Source organism: Microbacterium sp. GXS0129, from assembly GCF_044769785.1.
Lineage (GTDB): Bacteria > Actinomycetota > Actinomycetes > Actinomycetales > Microbacteriaceae > Microbacterium > Microbacterium nymphoidis.
Genome location: NZ_JBIZVZ010000001.1, coordinates 270946 through 294588 on the forward strand (window position 1 = coordinate 270946; position 23643 = coordinate 294588).

At 67.6% G+C, this 23643-nt stretch carries 20 protein-coding genes; 14 read left to right on the top strand and 6 right to left on the bottom strand.

What is annotated here, in order from left to right; translation table 11 throughout:
* Nucleotides 1-73 precede the first annotated feature (73 nt).
* Complete coding sequence (locus ACIQJ5_RS01205; protein WP_231090854.1) at nt 74-718, bottom strand: bifunctional 4-hydroxy-2-oxoglutarate aldolase/2-dehydro-3-deoxy-phosphogluconate aldolase; 645 nt, start codon at nt 716-718, stop codon at nt 74-76.
* Nucleotides 719-1171: 453 nt separating this feature from the next.
* Here ACIQJ5_RS01205 and ACIQJ5_RS01210 point away from each other — a divergent pair, with 453 nt between their 5' ends.
* Entirely contained in the window at nt 1172-2899 is a 1728-nt protein-coding gene (locus ACIQJ5_RS01210) for an ABC transporter ATP-binding protein (RefSeq protein WP_231090853.1), read from the top strand.
* Complete coding sequence (locus ACIQJ5_RS01215) at nt 2896-5139, top strand: ABC transporter ATP-binding protein (protein ID WP_402840042.1); 2244 nt, start codon at nt 2896-2898, stop codon at nt 5137-5139. Before ACIQJ5_RS01210 ends, ACIQJ5_RS01215 begins: the two co-directional genes overlap by 4 nt.
* A 108-nt stretch (nt 5140-5247) precedes the next feature.
* Here ACIQJ5_RS01215 and ACIQJ5_RS01220 read toward each other — a convergent pair whose 3' ends face one another.
* The gene (locus ACIQJ5_RS01220; protein ID WP_231090851.1) at nt 5248-5454 is read right to left on the bottom strand and encodes an AsnC family protein; all 207 of its coding nucleotides are present in this window, start codon (nt 5452-5454) and stop codon (nt 5248-5250) included.
* Nucleotides 5455-5554: 100 nt separating this feature from the next.
* On the opposite strand from ACIQJ5_RS01220, the gene ACIQJ5_RS01225 reads away from it, so the two are divergent.
* Nucleotides 5555-6994 carry a serine hydrolase domain-containing protein gene (locus ACIQJ5_RS01225; RefSeq protein WP_402840045.1) on the top strand — a complete coding sequence of 480 codons (1440 nt, stop codon included), beginning with the start codon at nt 5555-5557 and terminating at the stop codon, nt 6992-6994.
* On the opposite strand, the gene ACIQJ5_RS01230 is transcribed toward ACIQJ5_RS01225, so the two are convergent.
* Nucleotides 6949-8094 (bottom strand): LacI family DNA-binding transcriptional regulator, encoded by a 1146-nt coding sequence (locus ACIQJ5_RS01230; RefSeq protein WP_402840048.1) that lies wholly within the window; start codon nt 8092-8094, stop codon nt 6949-6951. The two genes, ACIQJ5_RS01225 and ACIQJ5_RS01230, sit on opposite strands and share 46 nt — an antisense overlap.
* Nucleotides 8095-8386: 292 nt before the next feature.
* On the opposite strand from ACIQJ5_RS01230, the gene ACIQJ5_RS01235 reads away from it, so the two are divergent.
* The 9 genes from ACIQJ5_RS01235 (at nt 8387) to ACIQJ5_RS01275 (ending at nt 16506) form a co-directional block, all read left to right on the top strand.
* On the top strand, nt 8387-9445 hold the full coding sequence (locus ACIQJ5_RS01235; protein ID WP_231090848.1) for an autoinducer 2 ABC transporter substrate-binding protein: 1059 nt from the start codon (nt 8387-8389) through the stop codon (nt 9443-9445).
* A 93-nt stretch (nt 9446-9538) separates the two neighbouring features.
* Complete coding sequence (locus tag ACIQJ5_RS01240) at nt 9539-11059, top strand: sugar ABC transporter ATP-binding protein (protein ID WP_402840051.1); 1521 nt, start codon at nt 9539-9541, stop codon at nt 11057-11059.
* Nucleotide 11060: 1 nt separating this feature from the next.
* Nucleotides 11061-12071: an ABC transporter permease gene (locus ACIQJ5_RS01245; RefSeq protein WP_402840054.1), complete on the top strand. Its 1011-nt coding sequence runs from the start codon at nt 11061-11063 to the stop codon at nt 12069-12071.
* 11 nt (nt 12072-12082) lie between these two features.
* The gene (locus ACIQJ5_RS01250) at nt 12083-13141 is read left to right on the top strand and encodes an ABC transporter permease (protein WP_231090845.1); all 1059 of its coding nucleotides are present in this window, start codon (nt 12083-12085) and stop codon (nt 13139-13141) included.
* Nucleotides 13138-13701 (top strand): RpiB/LacA/LacB family sugar-phosphate isomerase, encoded by a 564-nt coding sequence (locus tag ACIQJ5_RS01255; protein WP_402840056.1) that lies wholly within the window; start codon nt 13138-13140, stop codon nt 13699-13701. Before ACIQJ5_RS01250 ends, ACIQJ5_RS01255 begins: the two co-directional genes overlap by 4 nt.
* A 6-nt stretch (nt 13702-13707) precedes the next feature.
* Nucleotides 13708-14454, top strand: a complete 747-nt coding sequence (locus ACIQJ5_RS01260) for a glutamine amidotransferase (protein WP_402840058.1) — start codon at nt 13708-13710, stop codon at nt 14452-14454.
* A gap of 189 nt (nt 14455-14643) precedes the next feature.
* On the top strand, nt 14644-14925 hold the full coding sequence (locus ACIQJ5_RS01265; protein ID WP_231090842.1) for a hypothetical protein: 282 nt from the start codon (nt 14644-14646) through the stop codon (nt 14923-14925).
* Nucleotides 14925-15986 carry a hypothetical protein gene (locus ACIQJ5_RS01270; RefSeq protein WP_402840062.1) on the top strand — a complete coding sequence of 354 codons (1062 nt, stop codon included), beginning with the start codon at nt 14925-14927 and terminating at the stop codon, nt 15984-15986. The genes ACIQJ5_RS01265 and ACIQJ5_RS01270 overlap by 1 nt, the downstream gene beginning before the upstream one ends.
* 73 nt (nt 15987-16059) lie before the next feature.
* On the top strand, nt 16060-16506 hold the full coding sequence (locus ACIQJ5_RS01275) for a hypothetical protein (protein WP_402840065.1): 447 nt from the start codon (nt 16060-16062) through the stop codon (nt 16504-16506).
* Between the two features lie 461 nt (nt 16507-16967).
* On the opposite strand, the gene ACIQJ5_RS01280 is transcribed toward ACIQJ5_RS01275, so the two are convergent.
* Both ACIQJ5_RS01280 and ACIQJ5_RS01285 read right to left on the bottom strand, forming a co-directional pair.
* On the bottom strand, nt 16968-18410 hold the full coding sequence (locus tag ACIQJ5_RS01280; RefSeq protein WP_402840068.1) for a rhamnulokinase family protein: 1443 nt from the start codon (nt 18408-18410) through the stop codon (nt 16968-16970).
* A gap of 7 nt (nt 18411-18417) precedes the next feature.
* Entirely contained in the window at nt 18418-20454 is a 2037-nt protein-coding gene (locus tag ACIQJ5_RS01285) for a bifunctional aldolase/short-chain dehydrogenase (RefSeq protein ID WP_402840071.1), read from the bottom strand.
* 122 nt (nt 20455-20576) lie between these two features.
* Here ACIQJ5_RS01285 and ACIQJ5_RS01290 point away from each other — a divergent pair, with 122 nt between their 5' ends.
* Both ACIQJ5_RS01290 and ACIQJ5_RS01295 read left to right on the top strand, forming a co-directional pair.
* Nucleotides 20577-21353, top strand: coding sequence for a DeoR/GlpR family DNA-binding transcription regulator (locus ACIQJ5_RS01290; RefSeq protein ID WP_231090835.1), 777 nt, complete (start codon nt 20577-20579; stop codon nt 21351-21353).
* A gap of 54 nt (nt 21354-21407) precedes the next feature.
* Entirely contained in the window at nt 21408-22181 is a 774-nt protein-coding gene (locus ACIQJ5_RS01295; protein WP_402840075.1) for a class II aldolase/adducin family protein, read from the top strand.
* 36 nt (nt 22182-22217) lie between these two features.
* On the opposite strand, the gene ACIQJ5_RS01300 is transcribed toward ACIQJ5_RS01295, so the two are convergent.
* A complete protein-coding gene (locus ACIQJ5_RS01300; RefSeq protein ID WP_402840078.1) occupies nt 22218-23633 on the bottom strand; it encodes a D-alanyl-D-alanine carboxypeptidase family protein in 1416 nt (471 codons plus the stop codon).
* Between the last annotated feature and the right edge of the window lie 10 nt (nt 23634-23643).

The window sequence follows — 23643 nt, forward strand, 5'->3', positions numbered from 1 at the left end:
GTTCAGGACACGACCGCTGCGAAGGACGCGTCCATCACCCACATGCTACGTGGGCGATGTCCGCCGCGGGAGTTCAGGCCTCGCGGACGGCGCGCAGCGCGTCGGCGAAGAGGCGCGCCCGCCGCGTGATCTCCTCGTAGTCCTCCGCGGCCAGGGCGGCTCCGGGAACCAGATCGCCACCCGCACCCGCTGCGATCGCACCAGCGGCGAACCAGGTTGCGAGGTTGTCCGGGGTAACACCGCCGGTGGGCATCAGCGGGACGTTCGGGAACGGGCCGCGCAGCGCACCCAGGAAGCTCGGGCCGCCCAGCGATGCGGGGAAGATCTTCACGACGTCGGAGCCCAGCTCGACGGCGGACATCACCTCGGTGGGAGTCAGCGCGCCGGTCATGGTGACCGCTCCCGTCGCCTTCATCGCCTGCGTCAGCTCCGGACGCGTGCCCGGGCTCACCAGGAAGGCGGCGCCCGCGTCTGCGGCCTCACGTGCCTGAGCTTCGGTGGTCACGGTTCCCGCTCCCACGTATGCCGAGGCGCCATAGGTGGCGATGGCGCGCGCGATCACCGCGGCCGCGTCGGGAGTGGAGTAGGTGACCTCGATGCCGCGGATTCCACCGCTGATCAGGGCGTCGATCGCCCGCATCGCGTGCTCGGGCGACGGGGCGCGGAGCACGGCGAGCACTCCGGTGGCGCGGACGGGGGCGAGGACGTCGGTCGTCATGTCATTTACCTCACTGGCGCGGGAGAGGGGGAGGGCACCGGTGCGAGCCTACCCGCCTCGGCTCTGGCTCCCGCATCGAACGGTGCCGCGGAGGCCAGCCGGCGGGTGGATAGTCCCGGGATCTCCCGATCCGCGCCGGGCGGCATCGCGGACGCCGGCACGTGGGGCCATCCCGGGACAGCCTGACCCGTACCTCACGGTCGACGGCCCTCATATCTACAGCCCTTACTGCCGACGGCCCTTACTGCCGACGGCCCTTACTGCCGACAGCGGAGTCGCCTCGCGGTGGTCTGCCCGCCGTCATCGTGATGGCTGCCGCGCCGCCGGCCAATGTCGGAGGTTCGTGCTTCGCTGAGAGCGGACGCCGTGACGTTGCCCAGCAGACGCAGAGCGCGTAGCGTAGTCCGTCGCCTCGCGCGCACCCGCGCGAGGAAATCCTGCATCGGAGAGAACGTGCTCGGAAGAATTCTCGTCCGGTACCTGGGTCGATATTGGCCGTGGCTGATCGCCGTCGTGGTGTTTCAGTTCGCGTCCGCCCTCGCCTCCTTGTACCTGCCGCACCTGAACGCAGACATCATCAACACCGGCGTCGCGACCGGCGACACCGGCTACATCCTGTCCACCGGTGGGTGGATGCTGCTCATCTCCCTCGGGCAGATCGCCGCATCGCTCATTGCCACGTATTTCGCCGCCCGCGCCTCGATGTCGGCGGGCCGCGACATCCGAGCCGACGTGTTCGGCAAGGTCTCCGGATTCTCCGAGCGCGAGGTCTCGCAGTTCGGTCCCGGATCCCTCATCACCCGCAACACCAACGATGTGCAGCAGGTGCAGATGCTCGCGATGATGGGCTCCACCATGCTCGTCACCGCGCCGCTGCTGGCCATCGGCGGCATCATCATGGCCCTGCTGCAGGATGTCGGCCTGTCCTGGCTGCTGGCCGTGGCCATCCCGCTGCTGCTCATCGTGGCGGTGGCCATCATCAGCCGCATGGTGCCGCTGTTCCGCTCGTACCAGAGCAAGCTCGACGCCGTGAACCGGGTGATGCGCGAGCAGCTCACCGGCGTGCGCGTGGTCCGCGCCTTCGTGCGTGAGCCCATCGAGGAGGGCCGCTTCCGCGAGGCGAACACCGACATCCGCATCGTCGGCCGCAAGGTCGGGTCCCTGTTCGTGGTGCTGTTCCCCGTCGCCATGCTGATCCTCGACGTCACCATCGTGGGCGTCATCTGGTTCGGCGGCATCCAGGTCGATGCCGGTCACGTGCAGGTCGGCACCCTGTTCGCGTTCATGCAGTACGTCATGCAGATCCTGATGGGCGTCCTCATGGCGAGCTTCATGACGATCATGATCCCGCGCGCCGCCGTGTCCGCCGACCGCATCAGCGAGGTGCTGGAGACCCCGTCCACGCTGACGGCTCCCGAGCGCCCGGTGGCGTCCTTCCCCGAGACCGGAACGGTCGCCTTCAACGACGTCTCGTTCCAGTACCCGGGTGCCGATGCGCCTGTGTTGTCCGCTGTCACCTTCCGCGCCGACAAGGGCGAGACCGTGGCCATCGTGGGCTCGACGGGTGCGGGAAAGACCACGCTGGTCTCCCTCATTCCGCGTCTGTTCGACACCACCACCGGTTCGGTCCTCGTCGACGGCGTCGACGTGCGCGAGGCGGACGCGGAGTCGCTGTGGTCGCGGCTGGGGCTGGTGCCCCAGAAGGCGTTCCTCTTCAGCGGCACGATCGCCTCGAATCTGCGCTTCGGCCGGGAGAGCGCGACCGACGAGGAGCTCTGGCACGCGCTGGAGATCGCGCAGGGGGCCGATTTTGTCCGCGAGATGCCGGACGGACTGGAATCCACCATCGCGCAGGGCGGCACGAACGTGTCCGGCGGTCAGCGCCAGCGTCTTGCCATCGCGCGCGCGATCGTGCGTCAGCCGGAGATCCTCATCTTCGATGACTCGTTCTCGGCGCTCGATCTCACCACGGACGCCCGCCTCCGGGAGGCGCTGTGGCGCGAACTGCCGGATGTGACGAAGATCGTGGTCGCCCAGCGCGTGTCCACCATCACCGAGGCCGATCGCATCATCGTGCTGGAGGACGGCACGGTCGCCGGGATCGGTACGCACGAGGAGCTGCTCGCCAGCAGCGAGACCTACCGTGAGATCGTCGAGTCGCAGCTGGGGGTGGACGCATGAGCGAGACGCAGAACAAGACGGCCGACGACGCCGCTGTCCAGGAAGAGCTCGAACAGGCCCAGGCCATGGCGCAGGCCATGGAGGCGGGCGAGTGGGCGCAGGGAGGAAAGGCCAAGAACTTCTGGCCCAGCTTCAAGCGCATGATCGGTCTGCTCCGCCCATACGCGGTGGCCTTCATCGGGGTGTCCATCCTCGGCGCCATCAGTGTGGTGCTTGCGGTGGCTGCGCCGAAGGTGCTCGGCGAGGCGACGAACCTCGTGTTCGAAGGGGCCATGTTGACCGCAGCCGCGGCGCTGCTCACCTCGGTGCTCGGTGCCGACGCGATCGTCGGCATGGACCAGGCCGCCGTGGTCGAGGCGCTTCGGCAGATGGGGCAGAACGACTTCGCGAACGTCATCAACGGGCTGAAGGACTTCGAGCTCGGCGCCGGCGTGAACTTCGACGCGCTGCGCCTCGTGATCCTCGCGGTCCTGGCGATCTACGTCGCCTCCGCACTGCTGAACTGGATCCAGGGATACGTGGTCAACGTGATCATGGTGCGTGCCATGTGGTCGCTGCGCGAGGAGGTCGAGGCGAAGATCAACCGCCTGCCGCTCGCGTACTTCGACAGGGTGCAGCGTGGTCAGCTGATCTCCCGCGTGACCAACGACATCGACAACATCACCCAGACGATGCAGCAGTCCCTCTCCGGTGCCGTCACCTCGGTGCTCACCGTGCTGGGCGTGCTCATCATGATGTTCTCGATCAACTGGATCCTGGCGCTGATCGCACTGGTCTCCCTGCCGCTGATGGGCGTCATCTTCGGCGTGATCGGCCCGCGCTCGCAGGCCGCCTTCAAGGTCCAGTGGGCTCAGGTCGGCAAGCTCAACGCGCGGGTGGAGGAGTCCTTCTCCGGTCACGCGCTCGTGAAGGTGTTCGGACGCGAGAAGGCCTCTGCCGAGGCGTTCGCGGTCGAGAACGAGGAGCTGTACAAGGCCTCGTTCAAGGCGCAGTTCCTCTCCAACATCATGATGCCGGCGATGATGTTCATCGGCTCCGTGGTGTACGTCGGAATCGCTGTGGTCGGCGCCCTCATGGTGGCCGGCGGCACGCTTCGCCTCGGCGATGTGCAGGCCTTCCTGCAGTACTCGCAGCAGTTCACCCAGCCGCTGTCGCAGCTCGGTGGCATGGCCGCGGTGGTGCAGTCGGGAACGGCCTCCGCTGAGCGTGTGTTCGAGCTGCTGGACGAGCAGGAGCAGGAGCCGGATGCGGCCGACGCCCCCGCGCTGGTGGCCGGCCCTGGTGTCATCGAATTCCAGGACGTGAAGTTCGCCTACTCGCCCGAGAAGCCCCTGATCACCGGACTGTCCTTCCGCGTGGAGCCCGGCCAGACGGTGGCAATCGTCGGTCCGACCGGTGCCGGAAAGACCACGCTGGTCAACCTGATCATGCGCTTCTATGAGCTGGACGGCGGCCGGATCCTGCTGGACGGACAGGACATCGGCCAGCTGACGCGCCACGACGTGCGCTCGCGCACCGGCATGGTGCTGCAGGATCCCTGGCTGTTCGCCGGCACGATCCGCGAGAACATCCGTTACGGACGCGAAAGCGCCACCGACGAAGAGATCGTCGCGGCCGCCGTCGCCACCCGTGTGGACAACTTCGTGCGTTCGCTGCCGGACGGCTACGACACGGTTCTCGACGAAGACGCATCCAACGTCTCGGCAGGTGAGCGCCAGCTCATCACGATCGCGCGCGCGTTCGTGGCCCAGCCGTCGGTGCTCATCCTCGACGAGGCCACGAGCTCCGTCGACACCCGCACCGAGGTGCTGCTGCAGCACGCCATGGCCGCGCTTCGTGAGGGACGTACGTCGTTCGTCATCGCGCACCGCCTGTCCACCATCCGCGACGCCGACCTCATCCTGGTGATGGAGCACGGCGACATCGTGGAGCAGGGCAATCACGAGGAACTCATCGCGAAGAAGGGCGCGTACTGGAACCTGTACCAGTCGCAGTTCGAGCACGCGGTGAGCGATGTCGAGGATGCGCCCGCCACGGGAACGATCCCGGTGCTCACGGGGGCGATCCCCGTGGCCACGGGATCCGTCGCTGTGGCCGCGGGTGCCGAGACGATCGCGGTCGACGCCCTCACCGTGGCGGAGGGTGCTCCGGTTCCGGGTGAGACCCCCGCTGCCGCCGCAAGCGAGGCGGACGACGCCGAGTCCACCGGCGATCCGCGGACTCGTTCCACCGACGCCTGACGGCGATGCCCGATGGGCCCGGTCCCGCTCACGCGGGGCCGGGCCCATCGGCGTAAGCGGCACCGGGTCAACGGCGTCGGGCGCAGTGGCTCGTGGGTGCGGGGACGGTCACTGCCGCCCGAAGCGGCGGTGAGCAGCCTGCTTGCTCACCCCCAGCGCGCTCGCGATCGCCTGCCACGAGTAGCCGAGGTTTCGGGCTCGGCGCACCTGGGCCTCCTCGGCCCGGGCGAGCTGCTGGCGGAGCCCTGTGAGCCGGTGAAGCTCAGCCATCGGCTCGCCGGAGTCTTCTGCCTCGATGGATGTCTGAATGGTCATGTGCACCTCCATCGTCAATGTATGTTGACCTGCGCTGGATGTCAACATACATTGACGATGGCTCCGGCGTTCCCGCGCGTCTGCATGAAAACATGGGTCCATGACTGCTGATCTTGTCCGCCTGGTTCCGCATCTCACCGCATTTCTCGACGAGTGGATCGAGCGGCAGCGGGTGATCCACGCCGTGCCCGGCATTCAGGTGGCGGTGCGCGTGGGCACCGATCTGCTCTACTCGCGCGCGTTCGGCCTCGCGGATACGTCGACGGGAGAGGGGCTGGGCACCGAGCACGTGTTCCGGATCGCATCGCATTCGAAGACGTTCACGGCCACCGCCGTTATGCAGCAGGTGGAAGCCGGCCGGCTGCGTCTGGACGACACCGTCGCCCAGCACGTCCCAGAGCTGGCCGACGCTCCGATCGGATCATCCAGCATCCGGGAGCTGCTGGGGCACCAGTCCGGAGCGGAGCGCGACGGTCGCGCGGCGGACTTCTGGCAGCGTGAAGCGCCGTTCGTCGACAGAGACGGCCTCATTGCGCAGCTGCGTCACGATCGGGTCTTCCCCGCCAATACCCACTTCCACTACTCCAACCTCGCCTACTCGCTGCTCGGGCTCGTTCTGGAGGCCGTGACCGGCACCTCATACGCCACCGTGATCCGCGACACCCTGCGTCCGATGTCCGAGGCGATGAGTGAGCAGGTGCGGATCGGGCCCGAACTGGACGTGGACGGCGGATTCGGCCTCCCTGCTCGCCGAGCCTCCGGTCACGGCATCCCGCGGGCCGAGCGCATGACCGGCGCCGATGGCGATCGGACTGCGCCCGTGATCCCGCCGGTGGACACAGGCGCTGAGTCGGCGGCGACGGGCTTCTGGGCCAATGCCGAGACGGCGTCTGCGTGGGCGGCCGCTCATGCCTTCGGAACCGGGCTGTTCCTCGCGGACGACACCAAGCGGCTGATGCAGCGCGACGAGTCGAAGATCTCGACGGGTGGGACCACCCGCTGGTACGGTCTCGGGTGGATCATCCGGAAGGTCGGTGATCGCCGGGTGATCGGGCACTCCGGCGGGTTCCCCGGCCACATCACCCAGTCGTGGGCCGACCCGAAGACCGGCTTCGCCGTCAGCGTCCTGACCAATCGCATCGACGGGCCGGCCAGCGCCCTGGCGGCGGGCATCATCTCCCTCATCGACCTCGCCGTCGAAGAAGCCGACGAGAAGACCGACGAGCTCCTCGAACCGGGTGCCGCCGGGCGGTACCTGTCGCTGTGGGGCGACGTCAACCTCGTGTCGCTTCCCGGCGTCGTGCTGCAGCTGTCCGATACCGCGCTCGACCCCGCGGCGGGAGCGGTGGTGATGCACGACGATCACGGAGCGCTTCGTGCGGAGGCCGAGGACGGCTTCGGGGACGCGGGTGAGGTCGCGGACCTCCGGCGTGACGGATCCAGTACCGTGACGGCGGTCACCATCACGGGTGTCACGCACTACCGCCCCGACGTCTACCTCGATCGCGAAGCGGCCATGCTCGCCCCCGATGCGGGGTGAGATGACGATCGCGGGACCACCTCGGGCGTGAGGACCAGCTCGACGTGGTCGTGGGCGTGTGCGGCACCCGTCTGCTGGTCGAGCATGTGCGCGGCGGCGATGCCGAGCTCGGCGATGGGCTGGCGGACGGTGCTCAGTGGCACCACCCAGTCCTTCGCGAACTCGATGTCGTCGTAGCCGACCAGCGCGATGTCGCCGGGCACCGAAGCGCCCGCGGCGATGAGCGCACGGTACGCCCCGAACGCCAGCATGTCGTTCCCGCAGAAGATCGCGGTGGGCCAGTCGTCGGGTTCCGTGGCGGCGAGGAGACGGCGGGCTGCGCTCTCGCCGTCGCTGATGCCGATGCCTCGGGTGTGCACGGGGATGAACGCCCGGTCTGGGTCCAGGCCGGCCTCGGCGAGAACCGCCCGCGCGCCCCGCGCCCGCTGTTCGAACTGCCGGAGACGTCGCGGCCCCGCGATGTAGCCGATGCGTTCGTGGCCGCGTTCGAGGAGCATGGTGGCCGCAAGCCTGCCGCCCTGCTCGTGATCCACCGTGATGGTGCACAATCCGGAGCTCCCCGGGTAGTCCAGCAGCACCATGGGAAGTTCGGCGTGCACCGCACGGTAGTGGGCAGCGGCCGAGGCGCCGCGCGCCGGTGCGAGGATGACACCGCGCACCCGCTGGGCGGACAGCATGGTGAGCAGCTCCTGTTCGCGACGGGGGTCGCCTTCGGAGTCGCACAGCAGCACGACCTGTCCGCTGCGGCGCGCCGCCTGCTCGACGGCGTGGGCGACGCCCATGTAGAACGGGCTGGCGATGTCGAGCACGACCAGCCCGATCACGTTGCTGGTCGCTCCCGTCAGGACTCGAGCATGCTGGTTCGGAACGAAGCCGAGCGTGGTGATCGCCTGCAGGACACGCTCGCGTAGGGCGGGGCGGACACGCTCCGGATGGTTGATGGTGTTGGAGACCGTGCCGACGGACACACCGGCGTGCTCGGCGACTTCACGGATCCGCACCGGCGCGAGTGAGGGCGTCGCATCCGGCTCGCCCGAACCCGCGGGGCGTGACGGGGTGGCGTCGCCCGACGTATCAACGCGCCGACGCGCGGGCGTCATCCGCGCTCCCGCGCGCGTCTGGCGATGGGGGGAGAAACCATGAAACCTCCTGGATCAGCATCGATCAGTGGGGCGAGCCGCAGGTTCGGGATGTCACAGCTCTGCATCACCTGTTGAATCCTAGTGATTCTCCCGCTACGTTTGAAGCGCTTCAAGAATGAAGCGCTTCAAATCGAGCAACGACGCCGATAACACCGTGTGTCGACTGCAGAGCCGCGACGGGTGTGCAGCGACAGTGCGGGGCGTTCTGCCGGCATATGCACCAGAGACACCCACACACGAGGAGACGCACATGAAGAAGCAGGGACGCTTCGCCGCAGCGCTGCTGGGCCTGACCGTTTCGGTCGCCCTGAGCTTGACCGGCTGCACCGCCGGCGGAACCGCCGGGGGCGGCGACAACGCCGGGGGTGGCGACAACGCCGAGGGCGGCGACTACACGATCGTCATCGTTCCCAAGGACTCGACGAACCCGTGGTTCGTCCGCATGGAGGAGGGCGTCAAGAAGTACGCGGCCGACTCCGGCCTCAACGTCTACCAGAAGGGCCCGGCTGAGACCGACGCCACCATGCAGGCCCAGGTGATCCAGGACCTCATCGCGCAGGGCGTCGACGCGATCGGCGTCGTCCCCGTCGACCCGGGCGCCCTGGAGCCCGTTCTCAAGCAGGCGATGGACGCCGGCATCGTCGTCGTCACCCACGAGGGTGCGACGCAGGAGAACACCCAGTACGACATCGAGGCCTTCAACAACAGCGACTACGGCGCGTTCATCATGGACAACCTCGCCGAGGCGATGGGGGAGAAGGGCACCTACACGACGATGGTCGGACACGTCACCAACGCCTCGCACAACGAGTGGGCCGACGGCGCGGTCGCGCACCAGAAGGAGGCCTACCCGAACATGACCCTCCTGGAGGCCGAGCCCCGCGTCGAGTCGCAGGACGACGGTGAGGTTGCCTACCAGACGGCCAAGGAGGTCCTGAAGAAGTACCCCGAGGTCACCGGCTTCGTGGGCACCAGCTCGTTCGACGCGCCGGGTGTTGCTCGTGCCATCGAGGAGCTCGGGCTCAAGGACAAGGTGTTCGTCACCGGCACCGGCCTGCCCGCGGCCAACAAGCAGATCCTCGATGACGGTCTGGTGAAGAGCCTGACCCTGTGGGACCCGGCCGACTCGGGATACGCGCTCGCCGCGCTGGCCACCAAGATCCTCGACGGCGAGAAGATCGAGGACGGCATCGACCTGGGCGTCAAGGGCTACGAGGACATGAAGTTCTCCCCGGGCAGCGACAAGGTCCTCGAGGGCAACGGCTGGGTCGTCATCAACAAGGACAACGTGGACGATTTCGGCTTCTGAGCCGCCGGGGTCCGCGCCGTCGCGCGGACCCCGATCCGCGGACCCGGCGAACCGTCGCCGGGTCCGCACCCACCCGTCTCGTTAAGGAGAGAAATGACGGCACCCGTGCTGGCAGTCCGGGGCATCAGCAAGGCGTTCGCCGGCGTTCACGCGCTGAGCGACGTGTCGCTGGAGATCGCCCCTGGCGAGATCCACTGTCTTGCCGGTGAGAACGGCAGCGGCAAGTCCACCCTCATCAAGGTGATCTCGGGCGTTCACGCCCCGGACTCCGGAACCGTCGAGATGAACGGCGAGGAGCAGTCGCGCCTCACGCCCGTGGTCGCGATCGAGAACGGCGTCCAGGTCATCTACCAGGACTTCTCCGTGTTCCCCAACCTCACCGTCCTCGAAAACCTCGCCCTTCCCTCGGAGATCTCCGAGGGGCGCAAGGTCATCAACTGGCGACGCATGCGAGCCAAGGCCGAGGCGGCCATCGCGAAGATCAACGTCGACATCGATCTCGACGCGAAGGTGGGGAGCCTGTCGGTCGCGCAGAAGCAGCTGGTCGCGATCTCTCGCGCGCTGATGACCGAGGCGAAGCTCATCATCATGGATGAGCCGACCACCGCTCTCACCAAGCGAGAGGTCGACGCCCTGTTCCGCATCATCCTCGACCTCAAGGCGCGCGGGATCGCAACCCTGTTCGTCAGCCACAAGCTGGACGAGGTGTTCGAGATCAGTGAGAAGTTCACCATCATCCGCAACGGTCGCACGGTCATCACGTGCCTTCCAGAGGAGCTCGACCGCCGCTCGTTCTCCCAGTACATGACCGGACGTGACTTCGAGGAGTCGACCTTCTCCGGTCCGCAGGCGAACGCCCCGGTGGCCCTGGAAGTCGACGCGCTGAGCATCGACGGCGCCTTTGCCGATGTGTCCCTCACCCTGCGCTCCGGCGAGATCCTGGGCATCACGGGTCTGCTGGGTTCCGGTCGTACCGAGCTGGCCCTCGCGCTGTTCGGCGCGCTCGGCGTGGACTCGGGGGAGATCCGTCTGGACGGTCGAGCGCAGCGATTCCGTAACGTGCGCGATGCGATCCGGGCCGGCATCGGATACGTGCCCGAGGACCGCCTGACCGAGGGGCTCGCGCTGGAGCGGTCGATCGGTGCCAACATCACCATCAGCGAGATCGATCGTTTCGTCTCCCGGCTCGGCCTGCTCGACCGTAGGGCGCTGCGTGCTGAACAGCGTGCCTGGGTCGACGAACTGCGTATCGCCACGCCGGACCCCGACAACGCGGCCAGCACCCTCTCCGGCGGGAACCAGCAGCGCATCGTGCTGGCCAAGTGGCTCGCCACGAAGCCGCGTGTACTCATCCTCAACGGACCCACCGTCGGGGTGGACATCGGTTCCAAGCACGACATCCATGAGATCCTCCGGCGTCTTGCCGGCGAGGGTCTCGCGGTCATCATCATCTCCGACGACATCCCCGAGGTGCTGGAGAACTGCAACCGCGTGCTCGTCATGAACGGCGGGCGCATCAGCGGACGCTTCGAGACGGCGGATGTCGCCGAATCCGACATCACCGCCCTGATGAGTGACGACACCATCCACGCGATCAACGAGAAGGAGGTCTGAGATGACGAAGCTCTGGCGCCGCGCGCGCAGTTCCAACGAGTTCTACGTCCTGCTCGTGATCATCGCCCTCAGCCTGGTGATCCAGTTCCGCAGCGGGCAGTTCTTCACCATCAACAACATCGTCGACATCGCGAACGCGATGGTCGTGCCCGGCCTGTTCGGCGTCGCCACCTTCATGGTGCTGGTCTCGGGCGGCATCGATGTCTCGTTCCCCGCGCTCGCGTCGCTGTCGGTGTACGCAACCACGCGCATGCTGGTCGACGCCGGGTACGACGGAGCCCTGTGGCTGCCGGTCCTGCTGGTGGTGCTGCTGGGCGGGGTTCTCGGCGCTTTCAACGGACTGCTCATCTCGCGCATCGCCATTCCGGTGCTGATCATCACCCTCGGCACCGCGAATGTGTTCTCCGGCATCATGCAGGGCGCGCTCAGCTCGGTGCAGATCCCGACGCTCCCGCCCAGCATGAGCGAGTTCGGACGAGCATCGATCCTCACGGTGACCAACCCGGACTCCGGGCTGACCTCGAAGCTCCCGCTCTCCTTCCTCCTCCTGGTCGTGGTGGTCGTCGTCGCCTTCTTCGTCATGCGGTTCACGACTTTCGGGCGGGGCCTCTACGCGGTGGGCGGAGACGAGAGCTCGGCGGTACGCGCCGGATTCAAGGTACGAGCGATCAAGTTCTGGCTCTACGTCGCCGTGGGCGTGATCGCCTCGCTGGCGGGACTCGTCCGCACGAGCATGATGGACCAGATGCATCCGACCAACCTGCTCGGCAGCGAGCTGATGGTCATCGCCGCCGTCGTTCTCGGTGGCGCGGCCATCACCGGCGGAACCGGCACGCTCACCGGCACGATGCTCGGCACGCTGCTGATCGTGATCGTGCAGAACAGCATGATCCTCGTCGGCATCCCCACCTACTGGCAGAGCATCGCCCTCGGCGCGCTCATCATCATCGGCACCGGAATCTCTGCGCTGCAGCTGGCCCGCCAGCACCGCCGCAGTCGGATTCCGGCGTGAAAGGGGTCGTCATGAACAATTCGACGATCGAGAAGGCGCCCGCTGGTGTCATCGCGCGGCTGCGCTCCTGGGCGAGCGCCGACCCGCACGTGACCCGCCTCGCCATCGTGCTCGTGCTCCTGCTCGTGGTGTTCGCCGTGATGAAGCCGAGGAACTTCGGCAACGTGGCGACGTGGCAGTCCATGGCGGTGCAGTTCCCCGAGTACGGCCTGATGGCTCTCGGCGTGATGCTCACGATGATCATCGGCGGCATCGATCTGTCCGTCGTGGCCATTGCGAATCTGGCATCCATCGCCAGCGCCGTGATGATGCTCGCCCTCGCGCCCAAGGGCTCCGACGCCGGCACCGGCTACCTCGCCGCCTTCCTCGCTGTTCCGCTGTGCCTCGTGATCGGCGCGATCGCCGGCGCCTTCAACGGCTTCCTCGTGGCGAAGATCCGGATCCCGGCGATCCTGGTGACGCTCGGAACGTTCGAGCTGTTCACCGGCATCGCGATCGTGATGACGGCAGGCAAGCCACTCAGCGGGCTTCCCTCGCAGTACAGCGAGGTGTTCGCCGCCCGGGTCGCCGGCATTCCGGTACCGCTCATCATCTTCGCCCTCGCGGTCGTGATCGTGGCGGTGCTGATGAACCGGACGCCGTTCGGCGCGAAGCTCTACATGCTCGGCTCGAACGAGAAGGCGGCGGCGTTCAGCGGATTGAAGACGACCAGCCTCACCATCCGCACCTACATGACCTCCGGGATGCTGGCCTCGGCCGCGGGGCTCGTGATGCTGGCGAACTACAACTCGGCGAAGGCCGACTACGGATCGACCTACACCCTGCTCGCGGTGCTCATCGTGGTGCTCGGCGGTGTGAACCCCAACGGCGGCTCGGGCAAGCTCAGCGGTGTCGTGCTCGGCATCGTGGTGCTGCAGGTGCTCTCCAGCTTCCTGAACACCTTCCCGAACATCAGCAACTTCTACCGCCCGCTCATCTGGGGCGGGGTGCTGCTGCTCGTCATCGTCATCAACCAGTGGTACAAGCCGGGAGGTCTGTCCCGGTTCTTCCAGAAGAGGAGCGCGTCATGAAGACGACCAAGGACCGACACGTCGTCCTGGGAGCCGACTTTGCCGGATTCGATCTGAAGGAGGCGGTGAAGGCGCACCTGGAGGAGCGGGGCTGGACGGTGGCGGATCTCACGCCCGATCGCGATGCCGCGCCGATGTACCACCGCGTCGGGTTCCTCGTGGGCTCGCGCATCGCGGAGCGGGAGTATGAGAAGGCGCTGCTGTTCTGCGGCAGCGGCATGGGCATCCACGTTGCCGCGAGCAAGGTGCCGCACGTGCATTCCGCCGTCGTGGAGTCCGTGGCCGCCGCTCGCCGCGCCGCCACCGCCAACAACTGCAACGTGCTGGCGATGGGCGGGTTCTTCACCGGGCCGGCGCTCGGCATGGCGATGGCCGATGCCTTCCTGGAGGGACGCCTCGGCGAGGGCTACGAGGACTGGGACGGGTTCTACGAGTACCACCGCGTGGGGTACCAGGAGTGCGAGGACTTCGACTACGAGGCGTACAAGGCCAACGGCTTCCAGGTGGCGGACCCGAGTGTTCCCGCACTCGGGCCGGAGCCGCGCGGTCTGGCGTTCTGAGCGATCATGGCACGCGTCCTTCTCGCCGGAGAGTCCTGGTCCACCACGTCGATCCATACCAAGGGGTTCGACTCGTTCATCACCTCCGCATACGCCGAGGGCGGCACGGAGTTCATCGCCGCGCTGCGCGAGGCCGGTCATGAGGTGACCTTCCAGCCCAATCACGTCGCGGCCGATCACTTCCCCTGGTCGGCCGAGGAACTGGCGGCGTTCGACGTCGTCGTGCTGAGCGACATCGGGGCGAACACCCTGCTGCTGCCGAACGACGTCTTCGCCCGAGGTCAGGTGCGGCCGAATCGTCTGCAGGTACTGGCCGACTGGGTTCGCGCCGGCGGATCGCTGCTGATGGTCGGCGGTTACCTGAGCTTTCAGGGGATCGAAGCCAAGGCGAACTACCGGGCCACCCCGATCGCCGAGATCCTGCCGATCGAGATGGAGGTCGGAGATGACCGGGAGGAGACGCCGCAGGGCGCCGCTCCCCGCGTGATCGCCGAGCACGCGATCACGGCGGGCATGCGCGAAGAGTGGCCCGTCGTGCTGGGATATCACCGCCTGCAGGCACGAACGGAGGCGGCGGAACTCGTCGCCGTCGACGGCTCGCCCTTCGTCGTCGTGGGCGAGGCGGGCGCGGGGCGAACCGCCGTGTTCGCCAGCGACATGGGTCCGCACTGGCTCCCGGACGAGTTCCGCGCCTGGGACGGCTTCACGACGATCTGGGATCGGCTCGTGCGCTGGCTGGCACGCGAGAGCTGACACCGCCCGACAGAAACGGGGGCCCGGGATTCCGGGCTCCCGTTTCTGACGTCACCGGTTCGGTCACGTGCCGCGGGTTGTTTACAGGCGCCGTCGCGCAGAGTGCGGGACCGGCTACTGTGACCGCCGGAGGATTCCGGGGGCGGCATCCTTCACCTGCGAGTGGGGACGTGAATGTACAGACAGGTGATGATCGATGCACCGGCGATGGCAGCGGCACGTTCGCGCCTGGGAGCCGCTTTCGAACCCCGTGCTGCGGTCGTCGTACCGGATGTGTCACCGGGGAACAGCGATATCGTCACCGCCGCGGTCGACTTCTTCGGCCGGGAGTTCGAACGGGTGCTCACCGCGATGACAGCGGACGGCGCAACGCTCACGCGGGGCCTCACCGAGGCAGGAGCCGACTTCACGCAGACCGAGCGAGACGGCGTCGCACAGGTGACAGCGCTCATCGGTGAGCTGGAGCGTTGATGGGCGCCAACTGGAGCGCGCACTATCCGGATTCCGGCGACATGTCAGCGGTCCGCGCTGCCGCGGCGTGGTGCGACCAGCAGATCGTCGACGTGGAAGGGATCGATACCGTCGCCGCCGGTGTGCTGGACACCCGAGACGACTTCTGGCGGGGCTGCGCCGCCGACGAGTTCTCCGCTGCGCTGAGTCGTCTTCGCACCCGCGCCGACGACTCCCGGGAAACGCTGTACGCCGCATCGAAGGCGCTGAAGGTCTACGCCGACCTCGTCGACGAGATCGCGTTGGAGGCCCCGCCGTTCCGCGCTGCCCTGGCGAGCGCCCAGGCATCGTTCACCGGCGGGCGCATCGCGGCTCGACGCTTCGCCGACTACCAGGCCGAAGTGCGCAGGGCCTACCAGACGATCGAGAACGCCAACGCGGGTCTTGCAGCCCTTGCCACTCGGCGGGACAAGGCGGACCGGGCCCTCGCGCGTTCGCTTCTTCTCGGCGCTTCTGAGTCTTGGAGTTCCATCGCGCACACCCCCGCGTCATCGCCGGAGGTCCCGGCGTGGCTGCAGCGCAAGCGCGCGAACGAAGACACCTGGCAATTGCTGGGCAGTTGGATCGCGGGCGACAAGCAGGCTTACGTCCTCGGTCAGCAAGACGCGTTCACGCAGCGTATTCAGCAAAGCGACTACATCCGTGAACAGCGCGAGCGCATTCTTGACGACCTTCGGCAAGGAAGGCTGAGCGCCGGATACATAGACAGGAACGGAGACGGGCTGCGTGATCCGAGCGATGCCATCTGGCACGGCGTGAGCAACGATCCGCTGAGACTGATCACCGATGTGGGAACTGTGTTGGGGGTGGTCGGTACCTCGGATCGCGCCGACGTCCCGATCCGATTCGAGAACCTCCCGGACACGTTCTTGGGCTCATATCTTCTGAACTTCTTTGTTGAAGAGCCGGGGGTCGACGGGAGTGTTTTGATCACCTACATTGTGGAAAACGACACCACCATCGATTCCGCGACGCGCATCCCCGTCTTGGGTGGACATGGCCCGGTGTCTACCACTGGATGACCCATGAGAATGAGGTCGGCGCCGGATTCGAGACTGAGCGTCAACTGATCGTGTGGACGGAGAGGGTCTATCTATGAACGCGCTACGACAGCGTACGATCCCGATCTTCGCCGCGCTCGTAGCGCTCTTTGCCCTCGCCGTCGGTACGGCGGGGTGTGGATCGCAGGTTCATCTCGAGTCACCGGTAGGGGTGTGGCGTGCGGCGCCGCCGGAGACGGGTGTTTTGCAGATCTTCGAGGACGGTACTTTCACGATCACCGACTCGTCTTTCGACATCGGCTACGGAGGAAAAGCGCCTAGGAATTATCGTGCCGAGGGGGACTGGAATCTCGCCAGCGATGCAGAGTGGGTATACCTCTACACCAATTACGACTATGTCGGCGACCGTGCGGCGGGCGGTGCCGGGGGGCATTCTCGCGAGTTCGCTGATGGCAGGATCGTCTTCGAGTCGGAGGATCTGAGCATCACGTTTGTGTATGACCCTTCCGCTTCGCCCACGCCGAGCGGGTCTGTGGACTGAGCCGTGTTCCGAGATCGGTGGGTGAGGTTCATCGCTGTTCTGACAGCGCTCGTTGTCGCGGGTGTCGGTACCGCGGGGTGCGGGCCCCAGGTTCATCTCACGCCACTGGTGGGAGTGTGGCGTGCCGCGCCACCGCAGACGGGTGTTCTGCAGATCAACGAGGATTGTACGTTCACGATTTCGGACTCGTCTTTCGATATCAGCTCAGGGGATACGGCGTCGAGGAAGTATCGCGCTGAGGGGGAGTGGAGATCGTCGATCGAGTTGCGTGAGGTGAATCTCATCATTCATCACGCCTACCGGGGTGATCACGCGGCGGGCGGCGCCGGAGGGCATTCCCGGGAGTTCATGGATGGCAGGATCCTGTTCGAGTCGGAGGATCTGAGTATCGCGTTTGTGTATGACCCTTCCGCTTCGCCCACGCCGAGCGGGTCTGTGCGCTGAGTCGCGTTCCCGCGAAATCAGCGCGGTTCGTACCGGAGGGGGGACACCGCGGTGCGGATCAGTGCTCGCAGGGCATCGACGTCTCCGCTGAGCGTTCCGATCGCCCGCGCCTGGATCAGAAGGTTGCCGATGGCGGTGGCTTCCACGGGCCCGGCTTCCACCGCCACCCCGGCGCGCTGCGCGAGCAGACGGCACAGCAGGACGTTCTGGCTTCCCCCGCCGACGACGTGGATCGTGCGCAGTGGCGTCCCGGCGAGGTCGGCGGCCGCGTGTGCTGCGTCCGCGAACGCGTGGGCGAGAGATTCGACGATGGCGCGGCACACCTCCGCCGGCGTCGACGGGGCGGGGAGGCCCCGCTCGCGGTACCAGGCGGCGATCCGGGACGGCATGTCGCCCGGGGGTGAGAATCGCGGATCGTTGACGTCGAACACCGCGGCGGCCGGTCCGGATGCGGTCGCCGCCTCCAGCAGGGAGGTGAGGTCCAGGTCGTGACCGGCGTCCCGCCAGGTCCGCAGCGACTCCGTGAGGATGAACGTGCCCATCGAGTTGCGCTGCAGCAGCACCCGACCGTCCGCGCCGAGCTCATTGGTGAATCCGCCCTGTCGAGCAGCGTCGGACAGGACCGGGGCGTTCGTCTCGATCCCCACGAGCCCCCACGTTCCGCAGGAGATGTAGGCCGAACCGGCACCCGCCAGCGGCGTCGCGACGACCGCGGATGCGGTGTCATGGGCGGCGACGGCGATGACCTGCGGCACTCTGCCCGTGAAGGCGGTCGCTGCACGGGAGAGGTCCGACGCCGTCGTCGCGACGGGAGTCTGGATGGCGAGGCCGCCCAGCACCGTGCCCGCGTCCACGAGCTTCGCCAGCACGCCCGGCGGGATTCGTGCAGCATCAACGAGGCGGGAGTCCCACTCTCGAGAGCCGACGCCGATCATCCCGCTGGTCGATGCGAGGGTCCGCTCGGCGATCTCCACGCCCGAGAGCCAGAAGGAGAACAGATCCGCGGTCAGCAGCGCGCGGTCACCGGGCTGGACGCGCTCATGGGTCACATCATCGGCCAACTGGTAGATGGTGTTGATCGGCATGGGCTCCACACCGGAGATGCGGAACTGCTCGGCCGGATCGACGCGCGCGGCGACGGCGGCCACAGCTTCCGCGGTGCGCTCCTCCCGGTAGTGGTGCGGATTCGCCGTGAGCAGGCCGTCACGGACGATGCCGTAGTCCACGCCCCACGTGTCGACGCCGACCGAGTCGATCGGCGTCCGCCCGTGGGCCTCGGCGAGGCGGGTCAGCGCCGAGGCCCACGTGCGCGTGATGTCCCAGCGCAGCGAGCCCTGCTCCCGGACGACCGGGTTCTCGAACCGTGCGGGAGCCTCCAGCCGGAACCCTCGCGGGGTGACCTCGGCCGTGATCACCCGCCCGCTGGATGCGCCGAGATCGATCGCTGCGTGGACGGTCATCGCTCGATCATCGCAGGAAAGCCGCCGCGACTCCCGAGTCCACCGGGATGTGCAGGCCGGTGGTACGGGTGAGCTCGGGGCCCGTGAGGACGAACACGGCGTCGGCCACGTTCTCGGGCACGACCTCGCGCTTGAGGATGGTGCGGTTGGCGTAGTACTGACCGAGGTCCTCTTCCTTCACACCGTAGGTCGCGGCGCGGTTGGCACCCCAGCCCGAGGCGAAGATACCGGAACCGCGCACCACGCCATCGGGGTTGATGCCGTTGACGCGCACACCGTGCTCGCCGAGCTCGACCGCGAGCAGACGAACCTGGTGGGCCTGGTCGGCCTTGGTGGCGGAGTAGGCGATGTTGTTGGGGCCGGCGAACACACTGTTCTTCGACGAGATGTAGATGATGTCGCCGCCGAGCTTCTGCTCGATGAGGATCTTGGCTGCGGCCTTGGACACCAGGAACGAGCCCTTGGCCATGACGTCGTGCTGCAGGTTCCAGTCAGCCTCGGTGGTCTCCAGCAACGGCTTGGACAGCGAGAGGCCGGCGTTGTTGACTACAAGGTCTACCCCGCCGAACGCCAGCACGGCGTCGTCGAGCGCGGCCTGAACGGCGGTTGCGTCCGCGACGTTGGCGGCCACTCCGATCGCGACGTCGGCGGTGCCGAGCTCCGCGGCGGCGGCTTGGGCCTTTTCGAGGTCGAGGTCTGCAACGACCACGCACGCGCCTTCGGCGGCGAGGCGCGTAGCGATGGCCTTGCCGATTCCTGAGGCGGCACCCGTGACGAACGCGATGCGGCCTGCGTGAGACTTCGGCCGGGGCATCCGCTGGAGCTTCGCCTCCTCCAGGGCCCAGTACTCGATGCGGAACTTCTCCGCGTCGGAGATGGGGGAGTAGGTGGACAGTGCTTCGGCCCCGCGCATGACGTTGATCGCGTTGACGTAGAACTCGCCCGCGACGCGCGCCGTCTGCTTGTCCTTGCCGTAGGAGAACATGCCGACACCGGGAATGAGGATGATGAGCGGGTCCGCTCCGCGCATGGCGGGTGACTCGGCGGTGGCGTGTGCGTCATAGTAGGCCGCGTAGTCGGCCCGGTACTGCTCGTGCAGCTCCGCCAGGCGTGCCTTCGCCTCGTCGATGGTGGCGGTGGTGGGAAGATCCAGCACCAGCGGCTTGACCTTGGTGCGCAGGAAGTGATCGGGGCACGACGTGCCGAGTGCGGCCAGGGGCGCCAGCTTCTCGGACGCGAGGAAGTCCAGGACGGCGTCGCTGTCAGTGAAGTGACCGATCATCGGCTTGTCGTGCGAGGCGATCGCGCGCAGCGTGGGGGCGAGGGCGGCTGCGCGCTCGCGACGGTCGCTCTCCGGCAGCGCCTCGAACCCGGCGACCACGCCGCCGAACGGGGACGGGTCGCCGTGCTCGGCGATGTACGCCGTAGCGGTGTCGATGATCCAGCGGCTGTTGGTCTCCGCTTCCTCCGACGAATCGCCCCAGGCGGTGATGCCGTGTCCGCCGAGGATGGTGCCGATGGCCTGCGGGTTCTGTTCCTTGATGGCAGCGATGTCCAGTCCGAGCTGGAAACCGGGACGGCGCCAGGGCACCCAGACGACCTTGTCGCCGAAGATCGTGCGGGTGAGCTGCTCACCGTCGGCTGCCGTGGCGATCGCGATGCCGGCATCCGGGTGCAGGTGGTCCACGTGTGCCGCGTCCACGAGGCCGTGCATCGCGGTGTCGATGGACGGAGCCGCGCCGCCCTTGCCGTGCAGGCAGTAATCGAACGCGGCGACCATCTCGTCCTCGCGCTCCACGCCCGGGTAGACGTCGACGAGCTTGCGGAACCGGTCCAGTCGCAGCACCGCGAGACCGGGTTCCGTCAGCGTGCCGAGGTCGCCGCCGGACCCCTTGACCCAGAGCAGCTCGACGGGCTCGCCGGTGACCGGGTCCGTCTCGGTCCCCTTCGCGGACGTGTTGCCGCCGGCGTAGTTCGTGATGCGCGGATCGGCGCCCAGGCGGTTGCTGCGAGTCAGCAGATCGGTGACGGCGGGGTTGGTCATGAGACTCCTTCTCAGCGCGACGGTGTGATGCCACGCTAGCGCTCCGAGTTTCGTTCGTCAACAAAAATAGTTTCGTATGAAACTCAACATTCGTGGCAGACTGGCCGAGGAAGGTGGTGACCATGTCTGAAGCGGACGATCGCGGACTGCGGATCCTGGAGATCCTCGAGGAGCGTGAAGAGGTCACCGTGCTCGACCTGGTCTCCGTCCTCGGCGTGTCCGCCGTCACGGTGCGCAAGGACGTCGAGAGCCTGGAACGACGCGCCTTGGCGGAGCGCACCCGAGGCGGCGTTCGTTCGCTGCGCGCCGGAGTCGAAGGCGCCTTCGGCGACCGCCTCGCGCAGGGCGTGCGCGCGAAACAGGGGATCGCGGCAGCCGCGGCCGCGCTCGTGCCGGACGGAGCGGCGATCGCCGTCGATGCCTCCACCACCTCGTACTTCTTCGCACTGGAACTGCTCGCCCGCCGAGAGCTCACCGTGATCACCAACTCGCTGCGCATCGCCGGTCTCCTCTCGTCACAGTCCGATGCGGACATCGTGCTACTCGGCGGCGCTGTGCGGCGGGCGAGTGAGTCGACCACCGGTGCCGACCCGAGCGCGCTGCTGGGCTACGGCCGCATCCGCACGGCATTCTTCGGCGCCGCCGGCCTGTCGCTGGAGCGCGGATTGCTGGAGGCCTCCGTGGCGGAAGCGGAGACGAAGCGGGCAATGGCCGCCATCGCGGATCAGGTGGTCGTCCTCGCCGACGCCAGCAAGTTCAGCGGGTTCGGCATGCACCCGGTGATCGCCGCGGATCGCATCGGTCGCATCATCACCGACCATGCGCCGCCGCACCTGCGGGAGGACTGGCAGCGCATCGGTGTCCGGGTAGAGCCGATCTCGTCCTCTCCCACCGGGTGATCGTCCGTCCCCGATCGAGTATCAACCGCGCCACGCGCACCGAAGGAGTTCCGCATGACCGCACGCATCGACCCGTCCGCCATCTCCGACACCCTCGTCGAGCTGACCCGCTCTCTGGGGGAACCGCATCGTGACCTCGTGATCATGGCCGAGGGCAACACCAGCGAGCTCGTCGCCTCCGGCACGATCGCCGTCAAGGCCTCAGGATCGGCGATGAGCGCCGCCGGGCCGGACGACTTCGTGGTCGTCGACGTCGATCCCCTGATTGCGATCATGCGGGATCCGTCATCGACGCAGGATGAGCTGAGCGCCGCCCTGACGGCCCGCGCGGATGGCGTGGTGCGCAAAGCCTCGATCGAGACGCTGGTGCACGTGGCCTTTCGGGCGTTCAGCGACGTCCGCTTCGTGGCGCACACCCACCCGACGGCCGTGGTGTCGCTCCTCGCAAGCGTGCATGCACCCGTCGCCTTCGCGGGACCGGTCTACACGGAGGAGCTGCTGACGCTGGGCGTTCCGCTCTACGTCCCCTACGCCGAGCCCGGCATCGAACTGGGCCGTGTGGTGCTGGAGGCGATGGCGGACTACGTGGCCCAGCACGCCAGGGTGCCCTCGCTCGTGCTGCTGGGCAACCACGGCATCATCGCGGCCTCGGACACGGCGGCGGGCATCGAGGCGGTGTCGACGATGGCCGTGAAGAGCGCGCGGGTGCGGGTCGGTGCGCTCTCCGCTGGCGGTATCGCACCGATCGATCCGGAGCGCGTGGCGCACTACTTCCAGCGTCCGGACTTCATCGAGCGCAGCGCGCACCTCTCCGGCCGCCGTTCCTGAAGCGGGCGCCGTCCGGGCCGAGCGTGCGTCGCGGGCTCAGTTGAGGCCGAACAGCTCGACGGGGTGGGTCAGCCGCCACCAGGCATCGGGCCCGGGCAGTTCGTCGGTCAGCTCCAGATCCACCGTGGCGGCACCCAGCGCACCGGTGACCGTGAGGGTCCCGGCCTTCGCTCCCGCAGAGGTGTCGTCGTCGAGCTTCAGCTCACGCGTCACGGTCGGCAGCTTTTGCCAGAGACTCACGTTCGCGTCGGTTGCCGTGCGAACCGTCGTCGAGGCTCCCCACATCGTCGTCACCGTCGCCACCTCGGTGCCGGCGGGCACGGCGGTGGACGGCGCCAGCAGCGTGGCCAGCTGGTCGTACAGCGATCGCGATGCCGCGTCGCGCTCGTCGGCGCTCTCCTGGTTCAGCGTCACGGCGTAGGCCCGCACCCGCGTGCCCGCGACGTCGAGATCTTTCGCCGAGAGCAGGTTGTACCCCTCCAGGGTGCCGGTCTTGAGCCCGACGACTCCCGGGTCGCCGATGATGCCGTTGGTGTTGGTGACGAGACCGGCACCGGGCAGCTCGACGGTCTGCTTCGCGGCGATCTCCGCGACCACCGGGTTCTGCAGGGCGATCTCCGCCAGCCGGATCAGCGCCTCCGGGGTGGCCGTGTTGCCGTAGTCGATGCCCGTGGGTTCCACGACGGTGATGTCGGTGAGCCCCACCTTCGCCAGCCATGCGTTCGCGGCTGCCACGTAGTCGGCATCGGTGGGCCAGAAGGCCTCCGACAGGCGGTCGGTGTAGTTGCCCGCGGAGCCCAGGATGATGCCCTCAAGCATCTGGTACTCCGTGAGGACACCGTCGACGGGGACGTCGAGAGCTGACTCGTCGGAGCGCAGGTAGTCCCAGTACGCATCGCTGTCGGACTGCGTGAAGGAGAACTCCCGGCCGCTCTGGCCGATCTCCAGAGGCTCCGTGTCCAGCACGGTCATCACGGTGACGATCTTGGTGATGCTGGCCATCTGCGTCCGCTCGGCGGTGGAGGCGTAAGTGGGGCCTCCCTCGTAGCCGATCGCGGCGGAGCCGATCCCGGGCCACACCGGCAGCTGAGTGGTGGCCGCTGCGGGTTCCACCGTGATCGGCGAGACGGTAGGGGGAAGGGATGCGAGCGGCCACAGAAGCGTCGCGGCGACGTATCCGCCGGCGATCGCGAGCAGGATGCCCCCGGGAATCCACCCGCTGCGCGTGCGCGGCATCCCGACGCCGGTGAGGAGGTCGGGGGCCACCAGGGTGGCGCCGGCGGGCTCGGTGGCGATGGAATCGGGGTTCACCCACTCCAGCGCACGAGTCGTCGGCCCGCTGGGCGCGGATGCGGGCACGGGCTCGTCATCGGGTGTGCCGGACGCAGCATCGGGCGCGGCGGTATCGGCGGACCCTCGGGGAGCGGTTCCGGGGAGCGGGGCAGAGTGCACTCGCCTAACG